This is a genomic window from Isoptericola nanjingensis (genome assembly GCF_050311635.1).
GTDB classification, from domain to species: Bacteria; Actinomycetota; Actinomycetes; order Actinomycetales; family Cellulomonadaceae; genus Isoptericola; species Isoptericola nanjingensis.
The window spans coordinates 455,513-474,731 of sequence record NZ_JBNOZL010000002.1 but is presented as its reverse complement, the minus strand read 5'-3'; the positions used below and the strand labels follow the sequence as shown (position 1 = coordinate 474,731).

The following is a 19,219-nucleotide window of genomic DNA, read 5'->3' as shown; positions in this document are numbered from 1 at the left end:
GCGCGGCTCCACCCCGCACGACGAGGCAGGGCGCCCGAAGGTTCAGGTGAACCGCCGGCGCCGCGATCTCGTCGTCCCTCACAGCAGCACCCGAGCGGAGAGTCCGAGCCGGAGGAGTCATCATGCGCACCACGAGGTCACGACTGGCCGCCCTCGCCGCGGCGGCGGCGCTCGCCACCACCCTGGCCGCGTGCGGCGGCGGTGGTGGGAGCGGCGGCTACGGCGGCGGGGCGAGCACCCCGACCGACACCATGTCGGGCTCGTCCTCCGGCGGCGGGTCGGGGAGCGCCGGCGCGCTGTCCACCGCCGACAGCGACCTGGGCACGATCGTCGTGGACGGCCAGGGCATGACTGTCTACTACTACACGCCCGACGAGGCCGGGTCGGGCAAGAGCGAGTGCACCGGCGAGTGCCTGGCCGCGTGGCCCCCGGTGCACGCCGGCAGCGCGACGCCGGAGGTGCAGGGCGTGACGGCCGAGGTCGGCACGATCACCGGCAACGACGGGGAGTCCCAGGTGACGCTCGACGGCCGCCCGGTCTACCTGTACGCGGGGGACGCGGCGCCGGGCGACGTCGCCGGCCAGGGCATCCAGGACGTCTGGTGGGTGGTGGCGCCGGACGGCTCCGAGATCACCACGATGCCCGGCTCGGGCGGCGGGGGGTACTGACGCGGCACCCGCGGCGCACGGTCACGGCCCGGTGTGCCGCCGCAGGATCGTGGCGGCGTCGGTGCCGCGCGGCAGGACGCCGTACCCGTGGCCGCGGTCGGCACCCAGCCGGGCGGCCACGAACGCGTCGGCCGACGCGTCCGGGGCGTGCCGCACCATGAGCGACGCCTGCAGCCCGACGGCGAGGGCCTCGACGACGCGGCGCGCGGAGGCCTGCTGCCCGGCGGGGTCCGCGCCGGCGAGCCCGGTGAGCACCGCGCGGGTCGCGGCGAGGTGCGCGTCGAGGTCGCGGTGGGCGCCGGCGGCGAGCGCGAGCTCGGCGTCGACGGCGGCCAGCGACGCCGGCTCGCGCGTCATGGCCCGCAGCACGTCGAGCGCGACGACGTTGCCCGAGCCCTCCCAGATCGCCATCACCGGCTGCTCGCGGTAGCGCCGGGCGAGCGGGAACGCCTCGGTGTACCCGTTGCCGCCGAGGCACTCCATCGCCTCGTACGCGTGCTGCGGTCCGCGCTTGCACACCCAGTACTTCGCGACGGCGGTGGCCAGGCGGCGGAACGCCCGCTCGCTCTCGTCGTCCGCGTCGTGCGCCGCGGCGAGGCGCATCGAGGTGAGCGTCGCGGCCTCGGACTCCAGCGCCAGGTCGGCGAGCACCGCCGTCATCGCGGGCTGGTCCACGAGGGCGGCGCCGAACGCCGTCCGGTGCCGCGCGTGCCACAGCGCCTCGGCGACGCCCTGGCGCATCCCGGCCGCGCTGCCGTGCACGCAGTCCAGCCGGGTGCGCTGCACCATCTCGATGATCGTGCGCACGCCTCGGCCCGGCTCCCCCACCAGGTGCCCGACCGTGCCGTCCAGCTCGATCTCGGCCGACGCGTTGGACCGGTTGCCGAGCTTGTCCTTGAGCCTCTGGAGGCGGAAGACGTTGCGGGTGCCGTCCTCGAGGACGCGCGGCACGAGGAAGCAGGACTGGCCGTCCGGGGCCTGGGCGAGCACGAGGAACGCGTCCGACATCGGCGCCGAGCAGAACCACTTGTGGCCGGTGAGGACGTGCGTGCCGTCCCCGGCCGGCACGGCGCGCGTCGTGTTGGCCCGCACGTCGCTGCCGCCCTGCTTCTCCGTCATCGCCATGCCCACGAGCGCGCCGGGCTTGGCGCCGGGCGCGGCGAGGGCGCCGTCGTACCCGGTGGCGAGCAGGCGCGGCTCCCAGAGCGCCGCCAGGTCGGGGGCGTGCCGCAGGCTGGGCACGGCGGCGTGCGTCATCGACACCGGGCAGGCGTGGCCGGGCTCGACCTGCCCGAAGAGGGAGAACAGCGCGCCGCGGACGACGTTCGCCCCCGGCCGCGGGTCCGCCCACGCGCTCGTGTGCGCGCCGCGGGCGACTGCCGCGGAGATCACCTCGTGGTAGGCGGGGTGGTACTCGACCTCGTCGATCCGCCGTCCCCGCCGGTCGTGGGTGCGCAGCACCGGCTCGTGGGTGTTCGCGAGCTCCGCGGCCCGCTGGAACGCCGCGCTCCCGACGTGCGCCCCCGCCTCGACGAGCCTCTCCTCGCCCCAGCCCCCGCCGAAGGCGTGCACAGCGTCGCGCAGCACCGGGAAGTCGAGGTACTCGTTGACGTCCACCCGCTCCGGCGGCTGGTTGGTCACCTCGTGCGTGCGGTGCCCGCCCGCGTGCACGTCCTCGTCGACGGTCACGGCGGCTCCTTCCTCAGGTCGTCAGGAGGCGTACGCGCCCTGCCACACGGTGTCGAACGGTGTGCGGGCCTCGACGCGCGCCTCGATGCCCTGCGTCACCATGTCCTTCGCGACGCGGACCGCCTCGGGGACGTCGGCGCCCTTGGCGAGCTCGGCGGTGATGGCGGCGGCGAACGTGCAGCCCGCGCCGGAGACGCGCTCCTCGCCCACCTTGGGCGTGGCGAAGACGGTGACCTCGTCACCGTCGAACAGGACGTCGACGGCGTCGGGGCCGGCCAGCTCGACGCCGCCCTTCGCGACCACGTACCGGCGGCCGTGGCCGTCGCCCAGCCGGGCGTGGATGCGGCGCGCGGCCTCGGTCAGCTCCTCGACGGAGGTGATGTCGTCCATGCCCGCGAGCGTCTTGGCCTCGAACAGGTTGGGCGTCACGACCGTGGCCAGCGGGAGCACCCGCTCGCGCAGCGCGGTGTCGGTGTCGAGCGCGGCACCGGGCTCCTGGCCCTTGCAGATCAGCACCGGGTCGAGGACGACGTGGCGCCACGGCTGCGTCTCCAGCGAGCGGGCGACGACGTCGATCGTCGCGGGCGTGCCGAGCATCCCGATCTTGACCACGTCCAGCGCGTGGGTGGACGTCGCGGCCTCGAACTGGTCCGCGATGACCTGCGGCTCCACGGGCACGAACCGGTGGCCCCAGTCGTGCTTCGGGTCGAACGAGACGATGCAGGTCAGCGTCCCCACCCCGTAGGTGCCGAGCTGCTGGAAGGTCTTGAGGTCGGCCTGGATCCCGGCCCCTCCCGTGGCCTCGGACCCGGCGATGACGTACGCGAGCGGCGGCGTGGTGCTCATGGTGGGCCAGCCTACGACGGTGGCGGACGGGTGTTGTCGGGCGCGATCCGTAGGGTGGGCGCATGAGCGTGAAGATCGGGGCCCACGTCGACCGGACCGACGCCGTCGCGCAGGCGGCGGAGATCGGGGCGGAGGTGGTGCAGGTGTTCCTCTCCGACCCGCAGGCCTGGAAGGTGCCGCCGCTCGACCATCCCGGCGGCGCGGAGGCCTTCCGCGAGGAGACGGCGGCCGCGGGCCTCGACGTCTTCGTGCACGCGCCGTACGTGATCAACGTGGCGTCCACCAACAACCGCATCCGCATCCCCAGCCGCAAGCTGCTCCAGCAGATCATGACCGGCGCCGGCGAGATCGGGGCGAAGGGCGTCGTCGTGCACGGCGGGCACGTCACCGCGAAGGACGACCCGGACGTCGGCTTCGACAACTGGCGCAAGGCGATCGACGCGCTCGAGACCGACGTGCCCGTGCTCATCGAGAACACCGCGGGCGGCGACTTCTCGATGGCCCGCCGCCTCGACCGGCTGGAGATGCTCTGGGCCGCCGTGATGCGGGCGAACGGGGCCGAGAACGTCGGCTTCACGCTCGACACGTGTCACGCGTGGGCGGGCGGAATCGACCTCGCCACCGCCGTCGACGACATCCGCGCGATCACCGGCCGCATCGACCTGGTGCACGCCAACGACTCCCGCGACACCGCGGGCTCCGGGGCCGACCGCCACGCGCACTTCGGCGACGGGAACATCCCGCCCGAGCAGCTCGTCGGCGTGGTCGCCGCCGCCGGCGCGCCCGTCGTGTGCGAGACGCACGGCGACATGGGCCCCGACATCGCGTGGCTCCGAGAGCGGCTGGCCGCCTGACCTCCGCCTGCCGGCAGGCCTGTGGACGACGGGCGGGCCGGGTGCCGTGGTCGCTCGACGAGATCGGGCGGGAGCCGCTCAGCCGGTGGCGAGCCCGGCGTCGTGCACGACGATGGCGGCCTGCACGCGGTTGGCGGCGTCCAGCTTGGTGAGGATGCGCGACACGTGCGTCTTCACCGTCGGGACGCTCATGTAGAGCGCGGCGGCGATCTCGGCGTTGGACAGCCCGCGCGCGACGGCGAGGGCGACGTCGCGCTCGCGCTCGGTCAGCGTCTCCAGCCGCGCGGCGGCGGCCCTCCGGCCGTCGGGGGCGGACCGGTCGGTGACCCGCGCGATGAGCTGTTCCGCGACGCGCGGCGACAGGGTCGGCTCCCCCGCCGCGGCCGCCCGGACGGCCGCGACCAGGCGGTCCGGCGGGGTGTCCTTGAGCAGGAACCCGGCCGCGCCCGCGCGGAGGGCCTCGACGATCATGTCGTCCGCGTCGAACGTGGTGAGCACGATGACCCGCGCGTCGGGCACCGACCGGAGCCGCCGCGTCGCCTCGATGCCGTCCAGGCGGGGCATGCGGATGTCCATGAGGACGACGTCGGGCCGCTCGCGCGCCACGACGTCCAGCGCCTCGAGCCCGTCCGACGCCGTCGCGACGACCTCCAGGTCCGCGTCGCCGCCCAGGATGAGCGTGAGCCCGGAGCGCACCAGCGCGTCGTCGTCGACCAGCACCACACGCGTCGCCCCGCTCATGCCGCCCACCTCATGCCGCCCACCTCATGCCGCCCACGGTAGCCAGGCCTCCAGCACGAACGCCGCGGCGCGCCCGTCGCGCGACGCCGGGTCCGCCGTCGTGCCGTACGACAGGCGTCCGCCGACGAGCTCCACGCGCTCCGTGAGCCCCACCAGGCCGAGGCCCGACGGCGGGGGAACGGACGCCTCGGGCACGGGCCCGACGCTGCGGACCGGGTTGCGCACGACGATCGTCAGCCCCTCGCCCGGCGCGCCCGTGACGGCGACGGCCACGGGCGCCCACGGAGCGTGCTTGCGCGCGTTCGTCAGCCCCTCCTGGACGATCCGGTACGCGTGCCGGCTGACCGCCTCGCCGAGCCCCGCGGCCCGCTCGGCCAGGTCCTCGATCCCCTCCACCCGCACGTCGGCCCCGTTCGCGCGGGCCTCGGCGAACAGCTCGGCGAGGTTCGCCACCGACGGCTGCGGGGGCTCCGGCGGCACGCCGCCCTCCCCGTCCCCGGCGAGCGGGTCGCGCAGCACACCCAGCACCTCCCGCAGCTCGGTCAGCGCGGCGTGCGCGTTGTCCCGCACGACGCCGGCGGTCTCCGCGACCTTCTCCGGCGGCAGGTCGGTGCGGTAGGCCAACGCCCCCGCGTGCATCGCGACGAGCGAGATCCGGTGCGCCAGCACGTCGTGCATCTCGCGGGCGATGCGCGTCCGCTCCGCCGTGCGTGCCTGCGCCACCCGGCTCACCTGCTCCCGCTCGGCCGTCTCGGCCCGCTCCTGCAGCGACGCGAGGTGCTCCCGGCGCAGGCCGATGTACGCGCCGATCCACACGAACAGGGCATACATCACCGCGCCGCCGACGAGCTCGATCCACCGGTCGTAGGACTCCGGGGTGACGTACGGGTGCAGCGTGCTGTGCACCCGTCCCGCGGCCACGAACACCACCCCGACGACGGCGATCTTCCACCACCGCCGCGTCGTGGCCAGGGAGATCACCGCGATGGTCTCGGCGCCGACCACCAGGGACGAGACCGTCGCCCCGACGCACAGCACCAGCGCGATCGTCAGGGGGGCCTTGCGGCGCAGGAGCAGCAGCCCCAGCCCGACCAGCCCCACGAGGAAGTCCAGCGCCCACTGCCCGTCGGTCATCTGCCGCTGGCCGGTGTCCACCTCCCAGGCCACGAGGACCATCACCGTCAGGCCGGTGAGGAGGGCGACCAGCACGCGCCACGTCTCGCCCCACACCCGGCGGGCTCGGGACGGACGGGCAGGGGCGGTCGGCACGACGTCGAGCCTAGGCAGCAGCGGCACCGCGGGCATCCGCCGGCCGGAGGTGCCGCATCCTCCGGAAGGAGGACACGAACCATCCCCTCGCCGGACGCGGCGCCCGCCCGCGCCCGGGCAGGGTGGAGCCATGATCACCGTGGAGCACCTCACCAAGAGATACGGGCCGGCCGTGGCCGTGGACGACGTGTCGTTCACCGTCGAGCCCGGCCACGTGACCGGCTTCCTCGGCCCCAACGGCGCCGGCAAGTCCACGACGATGCGCATGATCTGCGGCCTCACGCCGGCCACGTCGGGCTCCGCCCGCGTGCTCGGCAAGCCGTTCACGGCGCTCGCCAACCCCGGCCGACGCGTGGGCGTGCTGCTCGACGCCGGCGCCCAGCACTCCGGCCGCACCGGGCGCGAGGTGCTCACCCTCGCCGCCCTCATGACCGGCGTCGACCGCCGCCGCATCGACACCACGCTCGACCTGGTGGGGCTCACCGACCGCGAGGCGGCCCGCCGCGTGGGCCAGTACTCCCTCGGCATGCGGCAGCGGCTCGGGCTCGCGTCCGCGCTGCTCGGCGACCCCGAGGTGCTGATCCTCGACGAGCCGGCCAACGGCCTCGACCCCGCCGGCATCCGCTGGATGCGCGACCTGCTGGACGACTTCGCCTCCCGGGGCGGCACCGTGCTGCTCTCGTCGCACCTGCTGCGCGAGATGGAGGCGGTCGCCGACCGGATCGTCGTCATCGGCCGCGGCCGCGTCGTCGCCGAGGGCCACAAGGACGACCTGCTCCGGCAGGCCGGCGCGTTCGTCCGCTCCACCGACGACGCCGCGCTCGCCCTCGCGCTGCGCCAGGGCGGCGCCGGCGTGGAGGAGCTGGCGACCGGCGGGCTGTCGGTCGAGGCCGAGCCCATCGACGTCGGCCGCGCGGCCGCCGCGGCGGGCGTCGTGCTCGCCGAGCTGCGCGCCGCCGACTCCCGCGGCCTCGAGGACCTCTTCCTCGAGCTCACCGCCGACGACGCCCGCGAGCAGACCCGCATGGAGGTGTCGGCATGACCACCGCGACCCCGACCCGCGCCGCCGGCGCGAGCCGCACGAACCGCCCGGGCGCCGACCTGCGCCCCGTGTCCTTCGCGACCCTCACTCTCGTCGAGTGGCGCAAGCAGCTCGACACCCGCGCAGGCCGCTGGATGCTGGCCGTCATCGCGATCATCACCGCGGCGGTGCTCGCCGTGATGATGGCGGTCAACGGCGGCAACCACTCGTTCAGCGCGTTCGTCGTCGGCACGACGACGCCGATGGCGATGCTGCTGCCCATCGTGGGCGTGCTCGCCGCGACGTCCGAGTGGTCCCAGCGGACCGCCCTGGTGACGTTCACGCTCGAACCCCGCCGCACGCGCGTCGGGCTGGCCAAGGTGGTCGGCGCGATCGGCTCCGGTCTCGCGCTCCTCGTGCTCACCGTGGGCCTGGCCGCCCTCGCGCACCTGCTCGTCGTCGCCTTCCGCGACGCCGACCCTGCCTGGGACGTCTCCCTGCGGGCCGTGCTCTACCTGGCGCTCTCCGTCGTGCTGTTCATGGCGCAGGGCGTGGGCTTCGGCCTGCTGCTGCGCAGCACGCCGGCCGCGATCGTCACGCTGCTGCTCGCGCCGACGCTGTTCGGCCTCGTGGGCGGTCTCGTGCCGGGCATGGCCGACGTCCTGCCCTGGATCGACCTCGGCACCGCGGGCGAGCCGCTGCTCTTCGGCGGCGCGCTCGACGGCCAGGGCTGGGCCCAGCTCGCCACCGCGACACTCATCTGGGTGGTCGCACCGCTGGCCGGCGGCCTGTGGCGGACGGCGCGCAGCGAGATCTCGTCGTCCTGACCTGATCAGCCGGCCGGATCAGCCGTCGAGGTGCCCGCGCATCTCGACGGCGATCTGGTCGGCGTCGAGCTGGTCCAGGGCCCTGCTCAGCAGGTCCGAGTCGTAGGTCCCCACGGCTCGGGCCTCGAGCAGGGCCTTGCGCTGCGCGGCGATGGTCGCGAGGCGCAGCTCGAAGAACTGGGCCGACAGCTCCTCGGGCGTCGCCTCCTCCTCGTCCTGGTCGGCCTGCTCGCGCACGACGACGGTCCGCACGCGCTCCACGACGTACGGGGCGTAGGGGGTGCCGTCCTTGCGGCGCAGCCCGGGGTCGTCGAGCATGTCCCGGGCGGTGCCGTCGACGATCTCGCGCAACCCCTGGGTCCCCTCGTCGAACCGCGACGACGTGACCCCGGCCAGCCCGAGCCTCCGCACCACCCACGGCAGCGTGCCGCCCTGCACCAGCAGGGTGCCGGCCGCGACCCCGAACGCGATGAGGACCAGCAGGGACCGCTGCGGGAAGTCCTCCCTGGGCAGGGTCTGCGCCGCCGCGAGCGTCACGACGCCGCGCATGCCGGCCCACACGATGACCACGCCCTCCTTCGGCCCGAGCGGGGCGGCGAGCAGGTAGTCGACGTCGGCGATCCGGCGCGTGAACCGGCGGCGGAACTCGGCGATCCGATCCATGCGGCGCTGCCGGATCCGCTCCTTCTGGTCGTCGGACAGCCCGCCCGAGGCCGCGGCCCGCCGCTTCGCGGCCTCGAGCTGCACGCGGCGCTGCACCCGCCGGACCTGGCGGCGGGGGTTGCCGGCCTCCCAGACGCGCTGGTCGCCCTGCGTCCACACGGCCGAGAGCGCCTTCGCGGCGTCGGGCGTGATGATCCCGCGCGGGTCGGTGAACTCGTCGAGCTTCGCGGAGACCCGCTGCTCCATCCGGTCGAGCGTCTCGCGGACCTGCTCCGCGCGCCGTCGGCGAGCCGCGAGGTAGCGCAGCAGCGGCAGCACGAACAGCGCGCGCAGCGCGATGACGACGACCGCCGCGAGCGCCGCGACGCCGACCGCCGTCCACAGCGACCCGTGCGCCTCGCGGACGTCCTGGACGAGGCCGAACACCTCCAGGCCCATGGCGAGGAACAGCCCGCCCTCGAGCAGGGTCTCGATGGTGCGCCAGTTCATCCGCTCGGCCACCCGGTCCTGGGGACTGAGGTGGCGCGCCGAGAGCGTGCTGGTGACGAGGCCGGCCGCGACGGCGGCGACGATGCCGGAGGCGTCCAGCTCCTCGGCGGGCAGGTACGCCACGAACGGCACGACGAACGACACCGCGGTGGACAGCGCGGCGTGCCGCAGGTGCTCGCGCACCCACAGGCCGAGGCGACCGACGACCACGCCGATGAGGACGGCGAGCAGCACGGCCTTGAAGAAGCTTCCGACCACCCCCCACAGGCTGACGCTGGCGGCCGTCGCGGCGATCGCGGACCGCAGCAGCACCAGGGACGTCGCGTCGTTGAGCAGCCCCTCGCCCTCCAGCATCACGACGACGCGCTGCGGCGCCCCGAGCTTCTTGATGATCGACGTCGCGACCGCGTCCGTGGGGCTGACGATGGCGCCCAGCGCGATCCCCGCGGCGAGGTCGATGCCGGGGATGACCCACGAGAACACGAACCCGAGCAGCACCGCGGTGATGACGACGAGCAGCACGGCCATCCCGCCGATCGCCGTGAAGTCGCGCCGGAAGTCCATCGAGGGGAACGAGGCCGCCGAGGCGTAGAGCAGCGCGGGCAGCACGCCGACGAGGATGACCTCGGGGTTGATCGGGATGGCCGGGACGACGGGAAGGAAGCTCACGGCGACACCGATCAGCACCAGTGCCAGCGGTGCGGCGACCCCGGCCCGGGGGGCGAGCGCGGTGACGGCGATGACGACGACCGCTGCGAGCACGCCGAAGAGCAGGACTTCCATGCCGAACAACGTAGGCGCACCTCCGCGCGTTCTCCTGGGCCCGTCTCCGATCCGGTATCGGAGTGACCCACGTCACACCTCGTCGGGACTTGCGGTAACGATATATCGCGTCCTATCTTAGATACGTCGCCGCCCGAGGTCGAGGCGCCGCCGGCGCTCCCCGGGCGACACCGACCATCCATCCCGAACCAGTGAGGACACCGCTCATGCGTACCCCCCGAGACACGTCTTTCGACCCCCGCACCTACGACCCCCGGTCCTTCGACCGGCACCCCTTCGACCGTCAGCCCGGCCCGCGCGGCGACCGCCGCCGGCGAGGCGACTTCCCCGGCGGCTTCGGCCCCGGGTTCCCTCCGGGCCCGGGCTTCGGCCCCGGCTTCGGACCGCGCGGCCACCGGGGCGGCGGCCGCCGCGCCGGTCGCGGAGAGATCCGCGCCGCCCTGCTGCTGCTCCTCGCCGAGCAGCCGATGCACGGCTACCAGGTGATCACCGAGCTCGCCGAGCGCACCGACGGCCGCTGGCGCCCCAGCCCGGGCGCCGTCTACCCGGCCATCTCCCAGCTCCAGGACGAGGGCCTCGTCACGGTGGCCGACGACGGCGGACGCCGCCTCGCGTCGCTCACCGACTCCGGCCGCGCGTACGTCGAGGAGCACCGCGACGAGCTCGGCACCCCGTGGCAGAAGGTCGCGGAGGACCCGCGGCGCCAGGGGCACGAGCTGCACCACGCGATGCGCGCCCTGGGCGGCGCCGTCGAGCAGGTCGCCCGAGCGGGCACGCGCGCGCAGGCCGAGGCCGCGGCCGCGGTGCTCGACAAGGCGCGGCGCGAGGTCTACCTCGTGCTCGCGGACGACGTCGCCCCCGACGCCGACGCGGACGACACCGACGACCCGTCAGCCGAGGCCGACGATCTCGGTCGGTGACCAGCGGACGAGCCGGCCGGCGACCGCGAGCTGGACCCCCCAGCCGTCGCCGCCGAGCTCGACCTGCCACAGCTGACGACCCGAGGCGGCGTCGAGCGCTACCCAGTGCACGACGTCGCCTCGGGCGTAGTCCGGCACCACGAACGCGGCCAGCCGACCGTCGGTGAACGCCGCGTCGACGAACCGCGGCCCGTACGCCCCCATCGCGTCGAGCCCCTCCACCAGGTCGGGGCGCACCCACAGCACGTCCCCCGTGCCGAGGTCCACGCCGTGCACGCGCCGGCCCTCGTCCACCACCACGGCCACCTGAGCGGTCCGCACCAGCACGCTGGTGCTGCGCACGTCGGTGCGCCACAGCTCGGTCCCGTCGTCGGACGTCGCCACGGTCGCGGCGCCGCGCCGCGCGAGGTGCACGCCGTCCCCGCCCCCGTCCGTGCTGAGCGGCACGAGGTACCGCCCGCGCACCTCGCGCACCTCGGTGCCGTCGTCGCGCAGGATGCGGTCGGTGGCTGTGGGATCCTCGGCGCTGAGGTCGTCGGCGTCCGTGCGCACCGCGTAGCCGCCGCCGGTCAGCGGCTCCACGGAGAACCCCTCGAACGTCCCCGGGTCGGCCGGGCGGTCCAGGCGACCGCCGTCCGGCGTGAACCACGCGTCGATGCCGCACCCGCCGAGCCACAGCAGGCGGTCGGTGACCACCGTCTGGACGCCGCCGCGCAGGTCCACCCCCGACGTCGTGCCGTCGTCCGACCACCGCACGCACAACGACGGGTCCACCGCGCCGTCGAACGGGACCGTCTGCTGCCACCGGCGGTCGCCCGTGACCGCGTCCTCGACCCGGACCCGCAGGTCGTAGCCGTCCGAGATGGCCCCCGCGTCCGCGACGCCGGCCACGACGTCGTCCGCGACCCGCGGGTCCACGGGCGACGCCTCGCCCACCCACTCGACGGAGACCAGCGATCCGTCGCCGCCGGGGTAGAGCTCGGCCGGGGAGCCCTCCACCTCCCGCGTGCCCTCCACGGTGCCGTCGGCGGCGACCACGGTCACCGTGCTGCGCCGCACCCTGTCGCCCTCCGAGGCGCCGCCGTCGGAGGGCCTCGCCGTCACGCACACGATCCGGTCCGCGGTGTCCGCCTGGACGCCGCCCGACCACACCTGCATCCCCGGGCCGCACGAGCTCGCGCCGGCCGGGAGCGCCACCTGCCAGCGCCGCTCGCCGGTCTCGACGTCCAGGCCGAGGAGCGTGTCCTGGCGTTGCGCCACCACCAGCCCGCCGGCCACCGCCATGAGCCCGCCGGGCACGCTGCCCTCCGCCTCGACCCGCCACACCTCGTGCGGCTGGGCGCTCAGGTCCAGCACCCCGCCGGGCGCGGCGCGCAGGGCGGCGATGCGCCCGCGGTCGCCCACCGTGTCGACGACCACCGCCGTGAGCGCCGCCGCGACCACGACCACCGCGGCCACCAGCCGGCGGCCGCGCAGGGCGTCGCGCGCGCGGTCCAGCGCGCGGCGCCACGTCAGCGGCTCGGGCCCGGCGCCCGACGGCGGCGGGAACCCGTCCGGGCCGTCGTCGACGTCGTCGGGGTCGAGGTCGATGAGGAGGGGACCGCGGGACCCGGCGCTCCGGGTGGCGCGGACGACCGGCGCGTCCGCGGGATCCTCGACGTCGTCGGGCGCCGCGCCGTCCGCGTCGAGGTCGAACGTGTAGGCGTCCGGGCGGGCGCCGCGTCGTCGGGCCACCTCTCGAACCTAAGCCTGGCCCGCGTGCCCGGCGACCCGTGCGCGCCGCGGATGTTCAGGGCCCGCTCGTACCGCCCCTCAGAGCGCTCGGCGGCGCTCCACGGAGCGCGCGACGGCGAGCTCCAGCAGCGCGGTGCGGGCGCGCCGGCGGCGGTCGTCGGGGTCGACCGTGAGCCGGTCGCCGGGGTTGGCGCGACGCCCCGCCCCGGGGGCGGTCGCCGAGTGCGGCGAGGGCAGGACCGCCCGCGACGGGGCGGGGACGGGGGTCGGGACGGGCATCGTGGCAGCCATGGGAGACCTCCTTCGCGCGGCCCGGGCGGCCGCTCGTCCCCATGCTGCGCGGCGCCCGTTTCCGCGGTGTTGCCCGGGCGTCACGACCGCGTCAGGACCCGGGACGGCGGAGCGCTCAGAGGAAGACGGCGGTGCGCCGCCCGAGGGGGCGCACCAGCACCCGCCAGCTCACCGCCTGCGCCGCCAGGACGGCGGCGAACGCGCCCAGCACGGGCCAGGTCAGGGCGTGCAGCACCGCGGCGGGCGCGGCGAGAGCGAGCACCGCGGGCCCGACGACGGCGGCGGTCGCGGCCACCGGCACGACGGCGAGCAGCGGGCCGGAGACGCGCACGACGCCGGTGCGGTGCACACCGCGGTCCAGGTCGAACCGGGCCGCGAGCGCCACCCCCGCGACGGCGACGAGCAGGACGGCGGCGACCAGCGCCGACGCCGTCCCGAGCGCCGCGACGGCGAGCGCGCCGAGCGCGCCGAGCGTGGCGAGCGCGGCGGCCGGCACGAGGGCGCGGCGGACACGCCGCCGGGCCTCCCGCGCGATCGCCTCGGGCGCCCGCGCGGCGACCACCAGTCCGCCGTGCACCCGCGCCGTCGCCACGGCGAGCCCCGCCGTGACGACCGGAAGCCCGAGCGCGAGCGCCTGCGCCGCGCCGGAGCCGCCGTCGGCCTGCGGCCCGACCACGGAGAACCGCACCCACGCGACGCCGGCCAGGGCACCGAACGCCGCCGGGAGCGCGAGGCTCGCCGCCTGCCCGACGGCGTCCCACCCCCGGCGCCAGCCCGGCGACGGCAGGCGGCTGCGCAGCCAGAGCGCGGCGTCGCGCACCACCCAGGCCACCAGCAGCGCCACCACGAACGGGTACCCGGCCGCCCAGAGCGTCGCCTCGACGTGGCCGAAGGCGGCGAGCAGCACGCCCGCCGCCGCGACCAGCCACACCTCCCCCAGCAGGAGGAACGGCGCGACCGTGGCCAGCACCGTGCGACGGCGCGCGTCGTCGCGGCCGCCGAGCGCGCGCACCAGCGGCACACCGCCCTGGACGGCGCCGTCGAGCGCGGCCCACCCCGCGAGCAGGACGGAGAGCAGCAGGCCCCAGCCGAGGACGTTCATCGGGTGCCTCCGAAGGTGAGGAGCTCGGCGCGGTCCTCGCGCCGGGTGCCGCCGTCGTCGCGCCCGTCGCCGTCGTCGTCGGTGTCGGCGTCGTGCAGCACCTGGGCGGGCGGGGCGCCGAGAGCGAGCCGCGTCGTGCCGCGGCGGGCGAGGCGCGCCATCACCGACCAGTCGACGACGGCGAGGGTGACCATCACGCCGACGAGGACGACGAGGGACGCGATCACCGCGCCCGCGGACGCGCCGGAGACGGCGTCCTCGGTGCGCAGCACGCCCGCGATCGCCCACGGCTGGCGGCCGATCTCGCGGGCCGCCCACCCGAGCAGCGCGGTGAGGAACGGCACGGGCAGCAGCGCGGTGAGCGTGGCGTAGAGGCCGGTGCGCAGCGGCCGCCAGAGGCGGAACAGCACGTTGCCGGGCAGCAGGAGCAGCAGCACGCACCCGACGACGAACGCCAGGCCGGCGACGCCCTGCATCACGCCGTAGGCGATGCCCACGACCGGCGGGTCGCCGCCGGGCAGGTCCTGCAGGTAGGTGAACTGCGCGTACCCGAAGGAGGTCGCGACGAACGCGCCGACGGTGCCCGCGACCAGCCCGATCCGCATCGAGCGCCGCCACACGTCGTTCTCCGGCGACATGACGGCGCCCGGCAGGCCCGCGGCGATCACCCCGGGCAGCCGCGACGGCGCCCGGCGCAGGTGCCAGGCGCTGACGCCCACCAGCAGGAACGCGCCCGCCATGAGGCAGGCGCCCACGACGTGCAGCGCGGACAGCAGCGCTGCGGGGTTGGTGACCAGGGCCGCGGCGTCGGTGACGCGGGCGACGCCGTCCACCATCTCGACACCGACCGGGTTCCGCAGGAAGCCGTTCGCCACCATCACGGTGAACGCCGACAGGTAGCCGGTGACCACCACCGCCCAGAACGCCGCCGTGTGCGCCCAGCGCGGCAGCACGTGCCACCCGAACACCCACAGCCCGAGGAACGTGGACTCCAGGAAGAACGCCGCCATCGTCTCGATCACCAGCGGGGCGCCGAACACGCCGCCGGCGACGTCGAGCAGGCCCGGGAAGTGGAGTCCGAGCTGCAGCTCCATGACGATGCCGGCGGCGATGCCCAGCGCGTAGTTGACGAGGTAGAGCTGCCCCCAGAAGCGGGTGGCGGTCTCGAGCGTCGCCGCCCGGCCGGCGTCGCGGGCGGCCGCCCATCGGGTCTGCAGGATCGCCACGACGGGCCCGAGCCCCAGCGTCACCAGGACGAAGAGGAAGTGGGTCCCGGCGAGCAGCGCGAACTGCAGGCGGGCGGCGTCGACGGCGGTCATGCGGCTGACGCTAGGGCGCCCGAGCCCCGCGATCCCAGGGTTTTCGGGACCTTCGGGGGACAACCCTGAGCGATTTCGGGGGACTCCCCTACCCCCACGGCCGACCTCAGGCGGCGGGGCGCTTGACGACGACCACGACCTCGATGGCCTGGCCGGCGCCGTAGCTCGGCGACAGCGTGCCCACCGCCTCCCAGCCCTCGCGGCCGAGGTCGTTGAGATCGCGCTCCATCTGGGCGTAGTCGAACCCGCGCATCGCGAGCTTGTAGGTGAGCACCTTGTGCTCCCACGCGGTGGTCGGTGCGGTCATGGCCGGGCTCCCTCGTCGGTGTTCGTGGACGGAGTTCGTGGACGGTGCCCGTGGACGGGAATCGCGGTCCGTGCGGGCTGCCGGTCAGGCGCGCGCCGTCAGGGCGCTCCGCCAGCCGACGCGTCCGCCGGTCTGCAGCAGCGCGCCGCGGTAGGCCCGCTCGCTCACGAGCAGCGCCACGACGGCGAAGGCGGCGAGGATCAGCAGCGAGACGATCGGCTCCCACCACGCGGCGTCGCCGGACAGCACGCGCACGGGCATCGAGACGACGTTCGCCACGGGGACGTAGGACAGGACCGTCTCGAAGGTGCCGCTGGCGGAGAACGTCAGGAAGTACACGCCCATGATGGCCATCGTCATCGGGGTGGTGGTGTGCTGCAGGTCCTCGGTGCGCGACGCGAGCGCGCCCGCCACCGCGTACAGGGCCGCGAGGCCGAGGAAGCCGACCGCGAAGAAGAGCACGAACCAGACGAGCGACGTCGACAGCGACGGCAGGATCGACGCCGTCGGCGTGAACGACAGGGCCGCGAGGCCGACGGCGGCGAACACCACGTTCTGCGCCAGCGCCACGACCGAGCTGCCCAGGATCTTCCCGGCCAGCAGGTGCCGCAGCGGCACGGCGGTGGCCATGATCTCCACCAGCCGCGACTGCTTCTCCTCGACCACGCTGCCCGCGATCATCTGCCCGGAGCCGAGCGCCCCTATGAAGAACAGCAGCGCGAGGGCGAACGACGCGAAGAACAGCGTCTGCGAGTCCACGGCGTCGCCGTCGACCCGGTCGGTGGTCAGGGTGCCGCCGGCGGTGAGCTCGGCGGTCGTGGTGCCGGCGGCCTGCGCGTTGGCGTCGAGCGTCTCCGCGGCCACCCCCGCCGTGAGCAGACGGGTGAGCGTGCTGTCGGGGTCCGCCTCGCCGGTGAGCACCCAGCCGCCGGCGCCCCCGTCCGCGCCCCCGTCAGCAGGGTGCAGCCAGCCGTCCGCGTCGCCGTCGGCGAGCGCTTCGCGGGCGGCCGCGTCGTCGGGCACCTCGAGGGTCGTGAGCTCGGCGCCGCCGCCCTGCTCCTCGGGGATCGCGGCCGCGGACGCGACCGCCGCCGTCGCCGCGGCGTCGCCCGCCGGGACGGCTACCGTGAAGCTGTCGGTCTTGCTGCCCTGCCAGGTCATGAACCCGGCCAGCGCGGCGATGATCGCGACCGAGACGAGCAGCCCCACGAGGAACGTCTTGTTGAGGGCGCGCACCACGATCTCGCGCTTCATCACGACCAGCCATGCGCCGCGGGTGCTCTCCTCGCCGGTCCGGTCGAGGGTGCCCGGCGTGTCCGGGCGGGTCGGGGTCGTGGTGGTCATGCCGTCACCTCGCGGTAGATCTGGGCCAGCGTGGGCCGGACGGGGGTGAGCTCGCGGACGCCGCCGCGCTCGAGGCCGGTGGCGAGCAGCCGCTGCAGGGACGCGTCGTCGGCCACCTCGAGCAGCGCGACGGGCCCGTCGACGTCGACCGCGTGCACGCCGGGGACGCCGCGCACCCAGCCGGCGTCGCCGCTCGTGACGAGCCGGTGGCGCAGCGCGCCGGTCCGCTGCAGGTCGGCGGGCGCGCCGTCGGCCATGACGCGGCCGGACTTGAGGATCACGAGCCGCTCGCACAGCCGCTCCACCAGGTCGAGCTGGTGCGAGCTGAACAGCACCGGCACGCCGCGGGCGGTGTGCTCGGCGAGCAGGTCGACCATGCCGTCGACGGCCGCCGGGTCGAGGCCGCTGAACGGCTCGTCGAGCACCAGGAGCCGCGGCGTGCCCATCAGCGCGGCGACGATCTGCACGCGCTGCTGGTTGCCGAGCGACAGCTTCTCCACGTGCTCCTTGGACCGGCCGGCGAGGCCGAGCCGGTCGAGCATGTCCAGCACCTCGGCGCGGGCCCGCGGGGCCGCGATGCCGCGCAGCCGCGCCAGGTAGACGAGCTGGTCGAGCACCGGCTGCTTCGGGTAGAGGCCGCGCTCCTCGGGCATGTACCCGAACGCGCGGCGGTCCGCGCGGGTCACCGGGTCGCCGCCGAACCGGACCTCGCCGGCCGTGGGCGCGAGGACGCCCATGATCATGCGCATGGTCGTCGTCTTGCCGGCGCCGTTGCCGCCGACGAACCCGGTGAGCAGCCCGGCCGGGGCCGCGAACGAGACGTCGTCGACGGCCGTGAGGTCGCCGAACGTCCGGGTCAGGCCCCGGACCTCGAGGGAGTCGTTGTCCATGACGACGACGTTACGGACCGCGAGCCCGCGGCGGATCCGCCCGGCGGCGGAGATCCGCGCCTCCCCCTGCCGGCGGAGCCGCGCCACCCCCGACCTTCGTCGCGGCACGGTGGCCGCCGGTCGGTACCGGCGGCCGTCCGCCCCCGGCACCGTGCGGCCGGACGCACGGTCCGCCGGCGACCTCCTCGCCCTGACGACGGTCGGCCGGAAAACCGGCCAGGAGCGGTCCGCCCCCGTCGGCGGGTTCCCCGGCGGCAACGGGAGCTGGATCGTCGTCGCGTCCGCCGCCGGCGCAGGGGCGAACCCCGCCTGGTACCTCAACCTCGCGGCACACCCCGACCACGAGCTGCCCGTCATCCGGCTGACCTCGCGCGCCTGACGTCGACGTAGTACCTGGTGACGGTTCAGCGCCGGGAACCGTCACCAGGTACTACGTCGACAGCACCAACGGGGTGTCGGCAGGCCAGGGGCGCGGCGCCCAGCCCGCCCGATCGAGCAGGCGGCCGACATCGGCGACGACAGCTCCCCCGATGACGTCCCGTCCCGTGTACCGCAGCATCCTGGCCCCGCGGGCGACCAGGGCGTTCTGCCGGGTCCGGTCGCGGAACACGGCCTCGGGGGTGGAGTGCTCCTCCCGTCCGTCGAGCTCCACGGGCACGACCCCTCCGGCGGGCAGGAACCAGGCCAGGTCCGCGCGGGCCAGGAACCGGCCGCGCTCGTCGTGGATCTCGAGCTGGAGCGCATCGGGCGGGAAGCCTGCGTCCGTGCAGGCCAGCCGCGCCCGGGTCTCGATCGGCGACTCCGCCCGCCCGTCCGACTCGTCCCACCACGCCCTCGAGCGCGCGGCGCCACGACGGCCACGGGCGGCCTCGCGGGCGTGTCGGAACTCGGCCTCCGTGACGAGGCGTCGATGCCGCACCGAGTCCATGAGGGCGACGGCGTCGCAGCGGTCGAGCTCCGGGACCGCCTGGGCCAGGGCGAGGTCTGCCTGGACGCAGGGGATGCCGTCGACGACCACCCACCGGCGGAGCTGCTCCCGTCGGATCCGGACGGGCTTGCTGCTCCGACGAGGCGTGCCGTCGGGGAAGGTCACCTCCGGCGGCACCCGCCGCGGCGCGCCCTGTGCGCCCTGCAGCACGAGCGAGGCGACGCCGGTCGCCACCGAGCCGGGGAACGCGAGCGGGCCGACGATCGCGCCCCGGCGCCGCCGTCGGTCGTACGGGTCGTCGTCCCGCGCCGAGGGAATGCCGGTGTCGAGGACGCCGAGCATGGCGCGCCGCCATCGTCCCTGCCGTACGAGCGCGGCGACCTGATGGCCCGTCAGCCCGTGATCACGGCACTGGGTGACGGAAGCCAGGCCTTCCTGGTGGGCGGCGAGCCGGACAAGTGGCGAGGGGACGTCGATCCGACGAGGCATGGCAGCAGCCAAGCCGAGCGGGACGGCGGACGGCCGGCGTTGTCC

At 75.4% G+C, this 19,219-nt stretch carries 19 protein-coding genes; 6 read left to right on the top strand and 13 right to left on the bottom strand.

What is annotated here, in order from left to right; translation table 11 throughout:
• Nucleotides 1–122: 122 nt before the first annotated feature.
• The gene (locus ACQP6G_RS05025; protein ID WP_429763111.1) at nt 123–668 is read left to right on the top strand and encodes a COG4315 family predicted lipoprotein; all 546 of its coding nucleotides are present in this window, start codon (nt 123–125) and stop codon (nt 666–668) included.
• A gap of 21 nt (nt 669–689) precedes the next feature.
• Here the strand turns inward: ACQP6G_RS05025 and ACQP6G_RS05020 are convergent, their stop codons facing one another.
• Nucleotides 690–2,357, bottom strand: coding sequence for an acyl-CoA dehydrogenase family protein (locus ACQP6G_RS05020; protein WP_429763110.1), 1,668 nt, complete (start codon nt 2,355–2,357; stop codon nt 690–692).
• A 21-nt stretch (nt 2,358–2,378) separates the two neighbouring features.
• Nucleotides 2,379–3,203 (bottom strand): hydroxymethylpyrimidine/phosphomethylpyrimidine kinase, encoded by an 825-nt coding sequence (locus tag ACQP6G_RS05015; protein ID WP_429763109.1) that lies wholly within the window; start codon nt 3,201–3,203, stop codon nt 2,379–2,381.
• A gap of 62 nt (nt 3,204–3,265) precedes the next feature.
• On the opposite strand from ACQP6G_RS05015, the gene ACQP6G_RS05010 reads away from it, so the two are divergent.
• Nucleotides 3,266–4,057: a deoxyribonuclease IV gene (locus ACQP6G_RS05010; RefSeq protein ID WP_429763108.1), complete on the top strand. Its 792-nt coding sequence runs from the start codon at nt 3,266–3,268 to the stop codon at nt 4,055–4,057.
• Between the two features lie 78 nt (nt 4,058–4,135).
• Here ACQP6G_RS05010 and ACQP6G_RS05005 read toward each other — a convergent pair whose 3' ends face one another.
• Together ACQP6G_RS05005 and ACQP6G_RS05000 are read right to left on the bottom strand one after the other, a co-directional pair.
• Complete coding sequence (locus ACQP6G_RS05005; protein WP_429763107.1) at nt 4,136–4,798, bottom strand: response regulator; 663 nt, start codon at nt 4,796–4,798, stop codon at nt 4,136–4,138.
• Between the two features lie 24 nt (nt 4,799–4,822).
• Nucleotides 4,823–6,067 carry a sensor histidine kinase gene (locus tag ACQP6G_RS05000; RefSeq protein WP_429763106.1) on the bottom strand — a complete coding sequence of 415 codons (1,245 nt, stop codon included), beginning with the start codon at nt 6,065–6,067 and terminating at the stop codon, nt 4,823–4,825.
• Between the two features lie 130 nt (nt 6,068–6,197).
• Between ACQP6G_RS05000 and ACQP6G_RS04995 the strand changes: the two genes are divergently transcribed.
• Both ACQP6G_RS04995 and ACQP6G_RS04990 read left to right on the top strand, forming a co-directional pair.
• Nucleotides 6,198–7,109, top strand: coding sequence for an ABC transporter ATP-binding protein (locus ACQP6G_RS04995; protein ID WP_429763105.1), 912 nt, complete (start codon nt 6,198–6,200; stop codon nt 7,107–7,109).
• Nucleotides 7,106–7,915 (top strand): ABC transporter permease, encoded by an 810-nt coding sequence (locus ACQP6G_RS04990; RefSeq protein WP_429763103.1) that lies wholly within the window; start codon nt 7,106–7,108, stop codon nt 7,913–7,915. The genes ACQP6G_RS04995 and ACQP6G_RS04990 overlap by 4 nt, the downstream gene beginning before the upstream one ends.
• An 18-nt stretch (nt 7,916–7,933) precedes the next feature.
• Here the strand turns inward: ACQP6G_RS04990 and ACQP6G_RS04985 are convergent, their stop codons facing one another.
• Nucleotides 7,934–9,850, bottom strand: a complete 1,917-nt coding sequence (locus ACQP6G_RS04985) for a cation:proton antiporter (RefSeq protein ID WP_429763102.1) — start codon at nt 9,848–9,850, stop codon at nt 7,934–7,936.
• Between the two features lie 206 nt (nt 9,851–10,056).
• Here ACQP6G_RS04985 and ACQP6G_RS04980 point away from each other — a divergent pair, with 206 nt between their 5' ends.
• Nucleotides 10,057–10,770 (top strand): PadR family transcriptional regulator, encoded by a 714-nt coding sequence (locus tag ACQP6G_RS04980; RefSeq protein ID WP_429763101.1) that lies wholly within the window; start codon nt 10,057–10,059, stop codon nt 10,768–10,770.
• Here ACQP6G_RS04980 and ACQP6G_RS04975 read toward each other — a convergent pair.
• The 7 genes from ACQP6G_RS04975 to ACQP6G_RS04945 all read right to left on the bottom strand — a co-directional run bounded on the left by ACQP6G_RS04975 (nt 10,741) and on the right by ACQP6G_RS04945 (nt 17,757).
• Entirely contained in the window at nt 10,741–12,504 is a 1,764-nt protein-coding gene (locus ACQP6G_RS04975; protein ID WP_429763100.1) for an outer membrane protein assembly factor BamB family protein, read from the bottom strand. The two genes, ACQP6G_RS04980 and ACQP6G_RS04975, sit on opposite strands and share 30 nt — an antisense overlap.
• A gap of 78 nt (nt 12,505–12,582) precedes the next feature.
• The gene (locus tag ACQP6G_RS04970; protein WP_429763099.1) at nt 12,583–12,795 is read right to left on the bottom strand and encodes a hypothetical protein; all 213 of its coding nucleotides are present in this window, start codon (nt 12,793–12,795) and stop codon (nt 12,583–12,585) included.
• Nucleotides 12,796–12,910: 115 nt separating this feature from the next.
• Complete coding sequence (locus ACQP6G_RS04965) at nt 12,911–13,897, bottom strand: cytochrome d ubiquinol oxidase subunit II (RefSeq protein ID WP_429763098.1); 987 nt, start codon at nt 13,895–13,897, stop codon at nt 12,911–12,913.
• On the bottom strand, nt 13,894–15,216 hold the full coding sequence (locus ACQP6G_RS04960) for a cytochrome ubiquinol oxidase subunit I (RefSeq protein WP_429763097.1): 1,323 nt from the start codon (nt 15,214–15,216) through the stop codon (nt 13,894–13,896). The genes ACQP6G_RS04965 and ACQP6G_RS04960 overlap by 4 nt, the downstream gene beginning before the upstream one ends.
• 106 nt (nt 15,217–15,322) lie before the next feature.
• Nucleotides 15,323–15,523 (bottom strand): DUF4177 domain-containing protein, encoded by a 201-nt coding sequence (locus ACQP6G_RS04955; protein ID WP_429763096.1) that lies wholly within the window; start codon nt 15,521–15,523, stop codon nt 15,323–15,325.
• 84 nt (nt 15,524–15,607) lie between these two features.
• Nucleotides 15,608–16,867, bottom strand: a complete 1,260-nt coding sequence (locus tag ACQP6G_RS04950) for an ABC transporter permease (RefSeq protein ID WP_429763095.1) — start codon at nt 16,865–16,867, stop codon at nt 15,608–15,610.
• On the bottom strand, nt 16,864–17,757 hold the full coding sequence (locus ACQP6G_RS04945) for an ABC transporter ATP-binding protein (protein ID WP_429763094.1): 894 nt from the start codon (nt 17,755–17,757) through the stop codon (nt 16,864–16,866). Before ACQP6G_RS04945 ends, ACQP6G_RS04950 begins: the two co-directional genes overlap by 4 nt.
• Here ACQP6G_RS04945 and ACQP6G_RS04940 point away from each other — a divergent pair.
• A complete protein-coding gene (locus ACQP6G_RS04940) occupies nt 17,756–18,136 on the top strand; it encodes a nitroreductase/quinone reductase family protein (RefSeq protein WP_429763093.1) in 381 nt (126 codons plus the stop codon). The genes ACQP6G_RS04945 and ACQP6G_RS04940 overlap by 2 nt on opposite strands.
• Nucleotides 18,137–18,187: 51 nt before the next feature.
• Here the strand turns inward: ACQP6G_RS04940 and ACQP6G_RS04935 are convergent, their stop codons facing one another.
• Nucleotides 18,188–19,027, bottom strand: a complete 840-nt coding sequence (locus ACQP6G_RS04935) for a type IV toxin-antitoxin system AbiEi family antitoxin domain-containing protein (RefSeq protein WP_429763092.1) — start codon at nt 19,025–19,027, stop codon at nt 18,188–18,190.
• Nucleotides 19,028–19,219 lie beyond the last annotated feature (192 nt).